The 13,160-nt window shown below is 73.2% G+C and carries 12 protein-coding genes; 9 read left to right on the top strand and 3 right to left on the bottom strand.

The window, feature by feature from the left end:
- Nucleotides 1-30 precede the first annotated feature (30 nt).
- Genes ACZ63E_RS18030 through ACZ63E_RS18000 form a run of 7 tightly spaced genes read left to right on the top strand, consistent with a single transcriptional unit; the run spans nt 31 to nt 8,507 of the window.
- Nucleotides 31-1,308: an ABC transporter substrate-binding protein gene (locus tag ACZ63E_RS18030; protein ID WP_465337146.1), complete on the top strand. Its 1,278-nt coding sequence runs from the start codon at nt 31-33 to the stop codon at nt 1,306-1,308.
- A gap of 13 nt (nt 1,309-1,321) precedes the next feature.
- Entirely contained in the window at nt 1,322-2,476 is a 1,155-nt protein-coding gene (locus ACZ63E_RS18025) for an ADP-ribosylglycohydrolase family protein (protein WP_465337145.1), read from the top strand.
- Nucleotides 2,473-3,762, top strand: coding sequence for an ADP-ribosylglycohydrolase family protein (locus tag ACZ63E_RS18020; RefSeq protein WP_465337143.1), 1,290 nt, complete (start codon nt 2,473-2,475; stop codon nt 3,760-3,762). Before ACZ63E_RS18025 ends, ACZ63E_RS18020 begins: the two co-directional genes overlap by 4 nt.
- Nucleotides 3,759-4,646, top strand: a complete 888-nt coding sequence (locus ACZ63E_RS18015; protein ID WP_465337142.1) for a ribokinase — start codon at nt 3,759-3,761, stop codon at nt 4,644-4,646. The genes ACZ63E_RS18020 and ACZ63E_RS18015 overlap by 4 nt, the downstream gene beginning before the upstream one ends.
- Nucleotides 4,643-6,490, top strand: a complete 1,848-nt coding sequence (locus tag ACZ63E_RS18010; protein WP_465337140.1) for a formylglycine-generating enzyme family protein — start codon at nt 4,643-4,645, stop codon at nt 6,488-6,490. The genes ACZ63E_RS18015 and ACZ63E_RS18010 overlap by 4 nt, the downstream gene beginning before the upstream one ends.
- Nucleotides 6,487-7,695: a CaiB/BaiF CoA transferase family protein gene (locus ACZ63E_RS18005; RefSeq protein ID WP_465337139.1), complete on the top strand. Its 1,209-nt coding sequence runs from the start codon at nt 6,487-6,489 to the stop codon at nt 7,693-7,695. The genes ACZ63E_RS18010 and ACZ63E_RS18005 overlap by 4 nt, the downstream gene beginning before the upstream one ends.
- Nucleotides 7,692-8,507, top strand: coding sequence for an HpcH/HpaI aldolase/citrate lyase family protein (locus ACZ63E_RS18000; RefSeq protein ID WP_465337138.1), 816 nt, complete (start codon nt 7,692-7,694; stop codon nt 8,505-8,507). Before ACZ63E_RS18005 ends, ACZ63E_RS18000 begins: the two co-directional genes overlap by 4 nt.
- A gap of 1,153 nt (nt 8,508-9,660) precedes the next feature.
- On the opposite strand, the gene ACZ63E_RS17995 is transcribed toward ACZ63E_RS18000, so the two are convergent.
- A complete protein-coding gene (locus ACZ63E_RS17995; protein WP_465337137.1) occupies nt 9,661-10,746 on the bottom strand; it encodes an ArsR/SmtB family transcription factor in 1,086 nt (361 codons plus the stop codon).
- A gap of 70 nt (nt 10,747-10,816) precedes the next feature.
- Here ACZ63E_RS17995 and ACZ63E_RS17990 point away from each other — a divergent pair, with 70 nt between their 5' ends.
- Nucleotides 10,817-12,019: an MFS transporter gene (locus tag ACZ63E_RS17990; protein WP_465337135.1), complete on the top strand. Its 1,203-nt coding sequence runs from the start codon at nt 10,817-10,819 to the stop codon at nt 12,017-12,019.
- A 240-nt stretch (nt 12,020-12,259) separates the two neighbouring features.
- Nucleotides 12,260-12,424 (top strand): hypothetical protein, encoded by a 165-nt coding sequence (locus ACZ63E_RS17985; protein ID WP_465337134.1) that lies wholly within the window; start codon nt 12,260-12,262, stop codon nt 12,422-12,424.
- On the opposite strand, the gene ACZ63E_RS17980 is transcribed toward ACZ63E_RS17985, so the two are convergent.
- Both ACZ63E_RS17980 and ACZ63E_RS17975 read right to left on the bottom strand, forming a co-directional pair.
- Nucleotides 12,425-12,625, bottom strand: a complete 201-nt coding sequence (locus ACZ63E_RS17980; RefSeq protein WP_465305741.1) for a hypothetical protein — start codon at nt 12,623-12,625, stop codon at nt 12,425-12,427.
- Nucleotides 12,626-12,646: 21 nt separating this feature from the next.
- A complete protein-coding gene (locus ACZ63E_RS17975) occupies nt 12,647-13,075 on the bottom strand; it encodes a DUF6010 family protein (protein ID WP_465337132.1) in 429 nt (142 codons plus the stop codon).
- Nucleotides 13,076-13,160 lie beyond the last annotated feature (85 nt).

Here is a 13,160-nt window from a genome sequence, read left to right as displayed (position 1 = left end):
CCCCCGAAGAAAAGTCCGAAAGGTCGGTCGATGAAGACACGACGTTTGCTCGCAGCCACCGCACTGACGGTCACCGGCCTGCTGCTCGCCGCGTGCGGCAGCGGGAGCGGCGACAGCGGGGACGGCCCCGTCACCCTCACCTTCCAGTCCCTGTCCGACCAGCCCGCCGCGATCGCGGCGACGCAGAAGATCGTCGGGGACTGGAACAAGGCCCACCCGGACACGCAGGTCAAGATCGTCCAGGCGGGCTGGGACGGCGTCTACGACAAGCTGATCACCCAGTTCAACGCGGGCACCGCGCCGGACATCGTGCACTACGAGGCCGCGGGCATCGCGCCGTTCGCCACCGACGGCTACCTCGCGGACCTCACGCAGTACCTGCCCGAGCAGAAGCGCAGCGACATCCCCAAGGGCGTGCTCGACTCGGTGACCGTCGACGGCAAGGTGATCGCGGCCCCGACCGAGCTGCAGTCCTATGTGGTCTTCGCGAACAAGACCCAGCTGCAGCAGGCCGGCGTCACGGTCCCGACCGGCGCCACGATGAGCTGGGACCAGCTGCGCCAGATCGCCAAGGCGACCACCAGGGACGGCAGGTTCGGTCTCGGCTGGGGCCTGTCCAGCCCGACCGCGGCGTTCGTCGCGCTGGCCCCCGGGTTCGGCGGCAAGTACTTCGAGGGCACGGGGGACAAGGCGAACCTGAGTGTCGGCCAGGGTGAGCAGGCGCTGCCGCAGCTCGTGGACGCCATGGCGCACCAGGACAAGTCGATCCTGCCGGTCACGCTGACGCAGTCGGGCACCAAGGCGCTCGCGCCGTTCTACGCCGGTCAGGTCGCCATGACCGTCCAGGGTTCCTACCAGGCGGCCAACATCGCGAAGGACGCGCCGAAGGGCTTCGACTGGGTCGTGCTGCCGCCGCTGGCCGGCTCGGCCGGGCCCGCGCAGGCGGCCAACCCGCAGACCCTCTCGGTGAACAAGGACTCGGCGCACGTCAAGGAGGCCGCGGAGTTCGTGGACTTCTTCACCGGCACCGACAACCTCGCCGCGATCAACGAGGCCGACGCGCTGATCCCGCCGACGACGTCCGCGCGGCAGGCGCTGACGGCCAAGCTCGGCGCGAAGAACGGCTGGAACGCGATCCTCGCGTCGGGGGAGTACCTGACCTCGGCGCCCTACCTGTTCGCCGGCAAGTACGCGCAGTGGAAGGACACCGTCGCGACCCCGGCGTACCAGCAGTTCCTCGGGCAGAAGATCGACGCGGCCGGCCTCGCCAAGCAGTTGGAAGACGGCTGGAAGAGCGTCAGCAAGTGACAGGAGCGGATTCTTGACCTGGCTGGAAGACCGGGCCGTCGCGGTGATCACCGGCGCGGCCGTCGGGGACGCCCTCGGCGGCGCCACCGAAGGGTGGACGCCCGAGCAGATCGAAGAGCGGCACGGCGGGCGGGTGACCGGCATCGTCGGGCCGTGGTACGCCGACTGGCGCGACGCCCGCCCGATCGCGCCCTACCACAAGGGCGACGGGCACGTCACCGACGACACCCTCATGACGCGGGCGCTGGTCGAGGTGTACGCGAAGCGCCGTGAGCACCTCGACGCGTACGCGATGGCCGAGGACCTGGTGCCGCTGATGATCGGCGAGCCGCGCTGGGTGCCGGAGCTGGAGTCGACGGCGTTGCTGCTGCAGCGGGTGTTCCTCGCGGAGAAGTGGATCGTCGCGAGACTCCACTATGGACACGTCGACCCGCGGGAAGCGGGCGTGGGCAACGTGGTCAACTGTGGCGCGGCGATGTACGTCGCTCCGGTGGGTGTGGTGAACGCAGGTGATCCGCGGGCCGCGTACGCCGAGGCGATCGACCTGACCGCCGCGCACCAGTCGAGCTACGGGCGCGAGGCGGCGGGAGTGCTGGCCGCCATGGTCGCGGCCGCGGTCGCGCCGGGCGCGTCGCTCGACGACGTCGTCAGGGCGGCGCTGGAGGTCGCCCACGACGGGACCGCGGCGGCGCTGCGGGCCGTCGTCGCAGAGTTCGGTGGCCGGGCCGTCCCCCCGGCCACCGACACCGAAGAACGGGAGCTGGCCGCGCTCGTCCGGGAGACCGTCGCGCCGTTCGACTCGGTGGGACCGCACTACCGGCAGATGTCCCTCGACGCGAGGCGGCCGTCGCGGACGAAGTCCATCGAGGAGCTGCCCGCCGCGCTGGCGTTCGTGCTCGCGCACCGGGGCGACTTCCGCGGGGCGGTGCTCGCCGCCGTCAACTACGGCCGTGACGCCGACTCGATCGCCGTCATGGCGGCGGCGATCTGCGCCGGGCTCGGCGGGACCGCCGTCGTGCCGAAGGACTGGGTCGACGACATCGGTGACGCCAGCCGGATGGACCTGCGGGAGACCGGGCACCTGCTGGCCTCGGCGGCGGCCGACATCCTGCGGGCCGACCGGAAGCGCGCGCAGGCGCGTGCCGCGTTCCTCGAGGAGACGGCGTGAGGCTGACCTGGGCCCAGCCCGAGGACCTGCTCCCGCACGAGCTGGTGCAGTCCCGCGCGGAGGGCAAGGACGTCACCGCGGCGCGGGACCGGTGGGTCGCCGCCGGCGGTGACCCGGCGCCGGCGGTGAGCGGCGCGGGCCCGGCGCGTCCCGAGCTGCGGGCGCTGGCGCGGGAGCTGCTCGACGAGCTTTCCGTGGTTTCCGCCGAGCCGTCGTGGGACGAGCTGGGGCTGCCGGCCGCGCCTTCGCTGCCGCGTGGCTCCCGTGGCCGCGAGCTCGGGGCGTGGACCGGCCGGGCCGCCGGGTGCCTGCTCGGCAAGCCGGTGGAGAAGATCCCGCGCGACGGCATCGAGGAGATCCTCCGCGCGACCGGCCGGTGGCCGCTTTCGGGCTGGTTCACGGCGGTGGGCCTGCCCGCCGAGGTGGCCGCGCGGTGGCCGTGGAACCGGCGGTCGGCCCCGACGTCGCTCGAGGAGAACATCGCCGGGATGCCCGAGGACGACGACCTCAACTACCCGATGCTCGCACTGTCCCTTGTGGAGTCCCAGGGCCGGGACTTCACGACCGGCGACGTCGCGCAGCTGTGGCTGGACAACCTCCCGGCGGGCCGGGTGTTCACGGCGGAGCGGGCGGCGTACCGGAACCTGCTGGACGCGCGTCCGGACACCGCGACGTTTCACAACCCGTTCCGGGAGTGGATCGGCGCGCTGATCCGCGCGGACGTGTTCGGCTGGATCTGCCCGGGCGACGTCCGTTCGGCGGCGCGGCTGGCGTGGACGGACGCCCGGTTGAGCCACACGCGCAACGGCGTGTACGGCGCGATGTGGTCGGCGGCCCTCGCTTCGGCGGCGATGGTGTGCGACACGGTGGACGAGGTGCTCGACGCGGCGGCGTCGGTGGTCCCGCCGGGCAGCGCGCTGGCTTCGGCCGTCCAGCTGGGACGGGACGCGGCAGTTTCGGGTGATGTCCGAAGTGGACTCGACCGGCTGCACGCGGCCTACGGTGAGCTGCATTGGGTGCACGTGCTCAACAACGCGGCGGTGATCGCCTACGCGCTGGCCAAGGGCGCCGGGGAGTTCGGGCCGAGTATCGCGATCGCGGTGACGGCGGGCTGGGACACCGACTCCGCGGCCGCGACGGTCGGCGGCGTGGTGGGTGCGTTGAGCGGGGTGGACGAGTACTGGGCGAAGCCGCTGGACGGCCGGATCGCGACGTCGCTGCCCGGAGGGGAGCGCCGGATCGAGGACCTGGCGGCCCGCACAGCTGCCCTGGCGGAGGTGTCATGACCGGCAAGGTTGTGGTTGTCGGCTCGGCCAACGTCGACCTGGTTGTTGACGCGCCTCGGCCGCCGAAAGCCGGGGAGACCATCCTCGGTGGCCGGCTCCGCCGCAGTCCCGGTGGCAAAGGCGCGAACCAGGCCGTCGCCGCCGCGTGGGCCGGGGGTGCCGACACCACCTTCGTCGGCGCGCTCGGCGAAGACGAAGCCGCCGACCTCATCCTCGTCTCGCTCGGTGGGGCCGGGGTCCGGACCGACCTGATCGAACGGGCCGACACGCCCACCGGGACGGCGTTCATCACCGTCTCCCCGGACGGCGAGAACGCCATCGTGGTCGCTCCCGGGGCGAACGACCACGTCCGGATCGGCGCGGCGCAAGCCGAACGGATCGCCGAAGCCGACGTCGTCCTTGCCCAGCTGGAGATCCCGCTCGACGTGGTGGACGCGGCCGCCGCGGCGCGGCGGGCGAACGCACTCATGATCCTCAACGCCGCGCCGTCCCGGGAGCTGCCGGACGAGCTGTGGGCGGCCGTGGACCTGCTCGTGGTCAACGAGCACGAAGCCGCCGACCTCGCCGGTGAGCCCGAAGCGCTGCTCAAGCGTGTCCCCGCGGTGGTGGTCACCCTCGGCGGCGAAGGCTGTGTGGTGCTCCGCCAGGACCACGACCCGGTGCGGGTGCCCGGGATCCGCGTCGACGCCGTCGACACCACCGGCGCCGGCGACACGTTCTGCGGGGTGCTCGCGGCCGCGCTGGCCCAGGGCCGCGACCTGCCCGAGGCCGCGCGGCTGGCGTCGGCCGCCGGGGCGCTGGCCGTCACCCGGCCCGGTGCGCAGGAGGCCGTGCCCACCGCCGTCGAGGTCGCCGCGCTGGCGGTCGGAGGAAAACCACGATGACCTTCACGTTCGACCCACTCGTCCCGCGGCCGATCGACCGGCCCACCGAGGTCCGCGGCCCGCTGTCCGATTTGGACGAAGCCAAGATCTTCGCCGCGCCCGCCGACCCGGCCGACCGGCCCGCGTGGCGGGAGAAGCTGCACGCGTGGCGCGAAGACGCCCGGAAGCGGCACGCCTACACCGGCGCGGCCTACGAGCGTCCCGGCGGGGCGTGGGCCGCGACCTGCCACACCGTCGCCCAAGTCTGGCTGTGGGACGAACTGCTCTACTCCTTCGAGGAGCGCAAGTTCACCCCGGAGCGGTTCCTCGCCGACGCGCGGCAGCGCTTCGGCGGGCTCGACGCCGTGGTGCTCTGGCACGCCTACCCGGTGATCGGCCTCGACGACCGCAACCAGTGGGACTTCTACCGCGACGTCCCCGGCCTGACCGAACTGGTCGCCACGTTGCACGAGAACGGGTTGTACGTCTTCGTCGACTACAACCCCTGGGACGTCGGCACCCGCCGCGGCGGCGACGACCTCACCGAACTCGCCTCCCTGGTCGCCGACCTCCAGGCCGACGGAGTTTTCCTCGACACGCTCAAGAAGGCCGAACCGGACTTCGTCGAGCGCCTGGAAGCCGCCCGGCCGGGCATCGTGCTCGAAGGCGAGTCCAAGCTGGCGGTCGAGCGGATCGAGGACCACGCGGCGTCGTGGGCCCAGTTCTTCGCCGACTCGCCCGTGCCCGGCGTCCTGCGGGCGCACTGGTACGAGCGGCGGCACATGCAGCACCACGTCCGCCGCTGGCACCGCGACCACACCGAGGAGCTGCAGTCCGCGTGGCTCAACGGTGTCGGGGTCATGGTGTGGGAGGTCGTCTTCGGGGTGTGGGTCGGCTGGTCACCGCGCGACGCCGCCACCGTGCGCCGGATGGTCGCCGTCCAGCGTGCCGCCGAGGACCTGCTGCTCGACGGCGACTGGACGCCGCTGGCCGAGCTGCCGCCCGAAGCCGAAGCCGCCGGTGTTTACGCGGCGAAGTGGGAACTCGACGGCAAGATCCTCTGGACGTTCGTCAACCGCGGTGACACCGACTACCACGGCCCGCTGCCCGGCACCGACCTCCTGGGCGGCGTACCGGCGCGGGGTATCGGCGCCACCGCGGAGGGGTGGCGGCCCGACCTCCCGGAGCTGCCCCACGACCCGGACGCCAGCTTCCCGCACCGGATCGCGACCCGAGTGAGCCCACAAAGGACTACCGGAACACCCGAGCCGGAAGCCGTTGTCGTCCCGGCCGGGCCGTACGTGCTGACTGTTCGGTACCGCGCTCGCGAGACCGGCATGTACCAGGGAGCGCCCTATGTGGACGAATGGAAGCCGCTCCCGCCGCGCCTGCACGACGCCCGCACCCTGCAGCGCGAAGGCGAACTGACCACGGCCGTCGCGGTCGGCGTCACCGAAGTGACCAACGCGCAGTACGCGGAGTTCCTGGCCGCCACCGGTCAGGAGCCGAGGCAGCCGGGAGCCCCGGACGAGCCGGTGACCCACGTCGACCTCGACGACGCCCGCGCGTACTGCGCCTGGCGTGGCGGCCGCCTACCGACCGAAGACGAATGGCAGCTGGCGGGGGAGCGGCTTCGCCGCGGCACCCCGGCCGTGTGGAACTGGACCGAAAGCGAGCACTCCGACGGCCGGACCCGGTTCGTGATGCTCAAGGGCGGCAGCGACCACCGGGCCGAAGGTTCCGAATGGTACGTCGAAGGCGGCCGCCACGAACCGGACTACACCGTGAAGCTCCTGCTCCCGGGCTTCGGCCTCGCGCGCAGTGCGACGGTCGGCTTCCGGTGCGCCTGGGAGGTGACGGCGTGACGGTCTCCCGTGATCCCGCCGCCGGGGCGCTGGCCGGCCTGCGGGTCGTCGACGCGTCCACGCTCTTCGCCGGTCCGATGGCCGCGATGCACCTGGGTGACATGGGCGCCGAGGTGATCAAGGTCGAGCACCCGCGCAAGCCCGACCCGTCACGCACGCACGGCGCAGCGAAGGACGGGGTCAACCTGTGGTGGAAGACGCTCGGCCGCAACAAGCGCACGGTGACCGCGGACCTCGGCAGCGAAGGCGGCCGTGAGGTCTTCCTCGCGCTGGCCGCCACGGCGGACGTCGTCATCGAGAACTTCCGCCCGGGGACTTTGGAACGCTGGCGGCTCGGGTACGACGAGCTGGCGGACTGGAACCCGCGGCTCGTGCTCGCGCGGGTCACCGGCTTCGGGCAGCTCGGTCCTTATCGGACCCGGCCCGGCTTCGGGACGCTCGCCGAGGCGATGAGCGGGTTCGCCGCGACCACCGGGGAGCCGGACGGCCGGCCGACGCTGCCACCGTTCGGGCTCGCCGACGGCGTCGCGTCGCTGGCCACGGCGTACGCGGTCATGGTCGCCCTCGCTTCGCGCGAGCACACCGGCCGCGGGCAGGTCGTCGACACCGCGATCATCGAGCCCATGCTGGCCATGCTCGGCCCGCAGATCACGCGCTGGGACCAGCTGCGGACCGTGCAGCCGCGCACCGGCAACCGGTCGACCAACAACGCGCCGCGCAACACCTACCGCACCGCCGACGGGCAGTGGGTCGCGGTGTCGACGTCGGCCCAGTCCATCGCCGAGCGGGTCGTCCGCATGGTCGGGCGGCCGGACCTGGCCGACGAGCCGTGGTTCGCCAGCGGGGCCGACCGGGCGCGGCACGCCGACGAGCTCGACGAGGCCGTCGGGAAGTGGATCGGCCAGCGCACGCGCGACGAGGTCGTCACGGCGTTCGAGGCGGCGCAGGCGGCGGTCGCGCCGATCTACGACGCCGCCGACATCGTCGAGGACCCGCAGTTCCGCGCGCTCGGCACGATCCACGAGATCGACGACCCCGAGCTGGGGCCGATGCTCATGCAGGGCCCGCTGTTCCGGCTCTCGGGCCACGACGGTGTCATCGGCTTCACCGGACGGCCGCACGGCGCCGACACCGACGCGGTCCTGGGCGAGCTGGGATTCTCGCCGGAGCGGGTGGCCGAGCTGCGGGACCGGGGTGCGGTGTGAGCCCGCCGCTGACGTTCCTCTACGCGCCGGCCGACCGCCCGGACCGGGTGCGCAAGGCGCTGGCGTCCGAGGCGGACGTCGTGCTCGTCGACCTCGAGGACGCGGTCGCCCCGGCGCGCAACGACGAAGCCCGGGCGAACGTGCTGGAGCTGCTCGCCTCGCCGGCGCGTCCGGTGCAGGTGCGGGTCAACCACCCCAGCACGCCGTGGCACGAAGCCGACCTGGCCGCGGTCACGCACTTGCCGCTCGACGTGGGCGTGCGGCTGCCGAAGGTCGAGTCGCCCGAGGAAGTCCTGGCGATCGCGGCCGTGGTGCCGGGCCGGGCGCTGCACCCGCTGATCGAGTCGGCGCTGGGCGTCGAACGGGCGCTGGAGATCGCGACGGCGTCCCCGCGGATCGCGTCGATCGGGCTCGGTGAGGCCGACCTGCGCTCGGATCTGGGCGTGGCCGACGACGCCGGGCTGACCTGGGCGCGCAGCCGGGTGATCGTCGCGGCCCGGGCGGCGCGGCTTTCGCCGCCCGCGATGTCGGCGTACGCGAACGTCCGTGACCTCGACGGGCTGGCGGCGTCCTGCCGGGCGGGCCGGGCGCTCGGGTTCCGCGGCCGGACGGCGATCCACCCGGTCCAGCTGGCGACGATCCGCGCGGCGTTCCTGCCGACCCCGCAAGAGGTTTCGCGGGCGCGCGAGGTCATCGAGCGGGTCGCGGGCGCGACGGCGGCCGGGGTCGGCGCGATCGCCCTCGCCGACGGGACCTTCCTCGACGTCGCCATGGTCGAACAGGCGCGGACGGTGCTGTCGCTGGCCGACTAGTACGATCGTTGTACGGATTTTGGACCCGCGTCCGGCGTAATGCCGCCATGCGAACTCCGAAAGTCCTCCTCCTCGCGCTGGCCGTGGTCGCCGGCGCGCTGGCGCTGCCCGGGACGGCGAGCGCCGCCTACAGCGACCCGCTGACCACGACGGCCAAGCAGAACCTCGTCTGGCACGCGACACCGGCCGCTGCGCTGACCGCGCTGGACAACGCGCTGCCGAACGTCAGCCTCAACACCGTCGTCAACGACCCCAGCTACGCGATGACCGGCTGCACGAGCGCCGAGAAGGCCGCGCTGCCCAAGGCGCCGGTGGCGGCGAAGTCGTTGTGCTGGGACGCCGAACGCGCGGGCAGCACCACCTGGGTCCCGCAGGGCATCACGACCTCCGGCGACGCCGACGACGACGGGATGTGGGGCGCGGACAAGATCATCCTGTCCGGCTGGCACGGCACCGACGCGCTCGGCCGCTACAACGACGCGCGGATCCAGGCCGTCAACTACAACGACCCCGCCTCGGCGGCCCACCGGATGATGTACCTGGCCGTGCCGAACAGCACCGGCAGCAGCTTCTCCGGCGCGCAGGCGCACATGGGCGGGATGGCCTGGTACGGCGACAAGATCTACGTCACCGCCGTCGGCAACACCTCGACCGCGATCCGCGTCTTCAGCACCAAGCACATCCTGCAGCTGACCGACACGACGTCGAACACGATCGGCAAGACGGCCGGCGGGTACGCGGCGTGGACCTACAAGTACGCGATGATGCAGGTCGGCTACTACAGCTACGCGGGCGGCACCTGCAGCATGGCCTCCGACACCGGGGTGCCGTGCTTCTCCTCGATCTCCCTGGACCGCAGCACCACCCCGGCCAGCCTGGTGACGACGGAGTACTTCTCCGACCAGAGCCTCCACGGCCGCCTCTACCGGTACCCGATGGGCACGGACTACCTGCTGACCGGGACCGCGACCGAGGCGTTGCGCAGCTCCGTGGGCAACATGCAGGGCGTGCTGTCCCACAACGGCAAGTGGTACGTCGCGCACAGCTCGGCGACGCTCAACGGCCAGCTCTGGGCCCAGACGACCGCGGCGAGCACGTCGGCGACCTGCGGGTCCACGGCGGCCTGCTGGGCGGTCCACCCGGAGGCGCTCACCTACGACTGGTCGACCGGGCTGGTGTGGTCGCAGTCGGAGTGGTCGACCGCCGACTGCACGGCGCAGGGCCAGACGTGCGGGCGGGCGGTGTTCGCGGTGCCGCTGTCCTCGCTGGGCTGACCGGTGAGCAGGGACGTGCCGAGCGCCGTGATCAGGTAGAGGACCTGGCGCCCGGCCCGTTCCCGTTCCACCAGGCCGTTTTCGCGCAGGACGGCCAGGTGCTGGGACACCGCGCTGGGTGTCACGCCGAGGGCGCGGGCCAAGTCGGTCGTGGTGGCGGGGGAGCGCAGCGCTTCGAGGAGTGCGGCGCGGGGACGGCCGAGCAGCCGGACCGTGCCGGCCGCCGGGGGCCGGGTGCCCGCGGTCCACAGGGCGCCCCGGCCGCGGGCGGGGTAGCGGACCGTCGTCTGCGTGGACGTCCTCCGCTTGACCAGGACGTGCGCGCAGCCGAGCGCGACCGGGATGAGGACGAGCCCGCCGGGACCGCGGTTCACCAGGCGGTCGCCGGTCAGGTACAGCTTTCCGCCGGCCCAGCGCAGGTCCGGGTGCAGACCGGCGAACAGCCGTTCCGCGCCGCCCGCGGCCAGGATCCGCGCGCGGTGGGCGACGTCGGCGTCGAGGACGGCCCGGACCCTCGGCCAGTGCGGGGCGAGCAGCCGGTCGTGCGCCCGGCGCAGCTCACCGGCGATCGCCTTCAACCCGGCGGCCGGCCGTTCGGCGAGCTCGGCCGTGGTGCCGCGCAGGTCCGTGCCGAACACCCGCCCGAGGCTGGTCCGGACCTGCCGCGCGGTCGTCCGCCGCAGCGCGGCCAGATCGTCCTCGATGGACGGACCCGTGCCGCGCGGCGCGGGGACCAGGAACTCCGGCCAGTTGGGCCGGTCGCTCACGATCAGCGGCCACGTCCACGGCAGGTCCAGCGGCACGCGGGCGAGCTCGTCCTCCGCCCAGCGCAGCCACGGCAGGGCGCTCGCCTGCCGCTCGCGCCCGCCCAGCTGCTGCAGGCACGCGACCGTCTCCGACAGCGGGGAGATCGCGAAGCGGGTCGCCGCGAGCTCCGCGACGCCGAGTTCGATCGTCAGGCCCATGGTTCCCGAGTATGTAGATGTGGGCTAAAAGCTGTCCGGGTGTCCGCGCCCGCCCCGAGGATTTCCGGCCATGACCTTGCCCACGGCGTACCGGCGGCTCTGGTGGGCCACCGGCATCGACCACCTCGGCACCGGCGCGTTCACCGCGGCGGTGCCCCTGCTGACCGTCACGATCACCCACGACCCACGGCTCGTCTCGCTGGTCTCGGCCGCGGCGTACCTGCCGTGGCTGCTGCTGTCCCTGCCCGCGGGCGCGCTGGCCGACCGGCACGACCGGGCCGGCCTGATGTGGCGCGCGCAGGCGGCGCAGGCCGTGCTGGTCGCCGTGACCGCCGTCCTGGCCGCCTGCGACGCGATCGGGATCCCGGTCCTCGCCGTCCTCGCGTTCGGGCTCGGCGCGGGTGACGTCGTGTTCACCAGCGCGGCCCAGGCGATCCTGCCGGACCTGGTCGCGAAGCCGCTGCTGCCCCGCGCCAACGGCCGTCAGCAGGTGGTCACGACGGTCGCCGAGCAGTTCGCCGGCCCGCCACTGGGCAGCCTGCTGTTCGGCGTCGCGGCGGCCATCCCGTTCGGGCTCGACGCCGTGTCGTTCGCGATGTCGGCCGTGCTGGTGGCGAAGCTGCCTCGGCGGACCGGCGGCGGCCCTTCGCGGTCCGCCGTCCGCGAGGGCCTGGTCTGGCTGCGGCGGCACCGGCTGCTGCGCACGCTTGCGGTGCTGCTCGGGGTCAACACGTTCTGCGGCCAGCTCGCGTACGCGACCCTGGTGCTGCTGGCCACGCAGGTCGTGCACGTCAGCCCGCGCGGGTACGGCCTCCTGCTCGCCGGGGCGGCGTTCGGCGGTGTTCTCGGCGGCCTGGTCAACGCCCGGGTGGTGGCGCGGCTCGGGGCGCTGCCGGCGCTGCTGACGGCGTTGACCGTGAACATCGGGGCGTTCGCGGGCATCGGCCTGAGCCCGGACGCCTGGGTGCTCGGCGGGTTCCTCGCCGTGAACGGCTTCGCGACGACGCTGTGGAACATCGTGTCGGTGGGCCTGCGGCAGCAGCGGGTGCCCTCGGCGCTGCTCGGCCGCGTGAGCAGCGTGTACCGGCTGGTCGGCTGGGGCCTGATCCCCCTCGGCACGCTCACCGGCGGCCTGGTCGCGCACGCTCTCGGGCTGCGGGCGCCGTACCTGGTGGCGGCGGCGGTGCGGGGCGTCGCCCTGCTGGCCGCCGCGCCGGTGCTGGTGCGCACGCTGCGGGCGGAGACCGCGTTGCCGAGCGAACACGCACCGTGACGAAACGGCGGTTTCCAGCCGCCGGACCAGCGTGATGCAGAAAACCCGCAAGGTTTGCACACGACCCTCCGGTGACGCTGTGCCGCGTCACGTCACAGGGGAGGCAACAATGCGCAGGACGATCCGGACCTGGGTTCCGCTCGTCACGCTGCTCGCGTCGGCCGTCGTGCCGGGAGGGCGGCCCACGTCCGAAGAGGCGCCGCCGGACCCCTCGCGGGGGCCCGGGTCGTCCCCGCGGGGATGAGCCGGGCCGGCGGCCCGCAGTTCCGGGCCGCCCCGGTTTCGGTGGTGGTCATCCGCGCGGCGAAGGTGTTCGCGGCGACCGGCGAGGTGCGGCACACGATCCGGCACTCGCGCCGCGAGTTCGTGATCATGGTCCCGGTGGTGGGGGCGTCCGCCGGGTAGCTACGCGCCCGGGTGGCCGCACCGGTAGACGTTCGCGGCCGCCAGGGTCACGCACGCCGGGCAGGTGTTCACCCGCTGGTCGCGGCGGCCCCAGTAGGAGTGCCGCGCCCCGCACAGGGCGGTGAGCACCTCACCCGGCTGAGGGTCGGGGTGGCACCGCGGGCAGAAGGCGTGCGCGGCGCGTTCGACGTCTGCGCTCATGGTGGCTCCTCGGGTCGGCGCTCACCGGGGTACCCGCGGTTCCGGCGCGCCAATCCGCCGGAACCGCGAGCGCAGCTCCGCGGTGACCGAGCGGCCGCCGGTGAAGCACCAGATCGCGATGACGGGGTCGCAGATCGCGCAGCCGAACGACGAGTCGTGGGCAAACGGCAGGATCGGCTGGCCCTTCAGGTGGTGCACGACGTCCCAGCCGGTGTGCAGGAGCCAGCCGACGCCGATGAACGTCCACGAGTCGAGCCCGCGGAAGCCGAGGTAGGCCATGACGGCGCAGAACACGACCTCCCACGGCCCGAGCGCGCCGCCGGAGAGGTAGGCGGCGCCCGCGCCGGCGACGACCACGGCGTTGAGCTTCCGCCGGTGCGGTTCGGCGACGAGGGAGTTCAGCAGGACGTAGAGCAGGCCGATCAGGATCGGCGCCAGGATGGCGATCATGGGCTCCGACGGTAGGAACCGCGGCCGGGACCGGCCAGTGGCTGTCCGGCCAGGGTCCACCGGATTCCCGCCACCGCGGACGGCT

The sequence above is a fragment of the Amycolatopsis sp. NPDC104819 genome (assembly GCF_055583145.1).
Note: the sequence above shows the minus strand (reverse complement) of the source record. Positions and strands in the feature narration are given on the sequence as shown.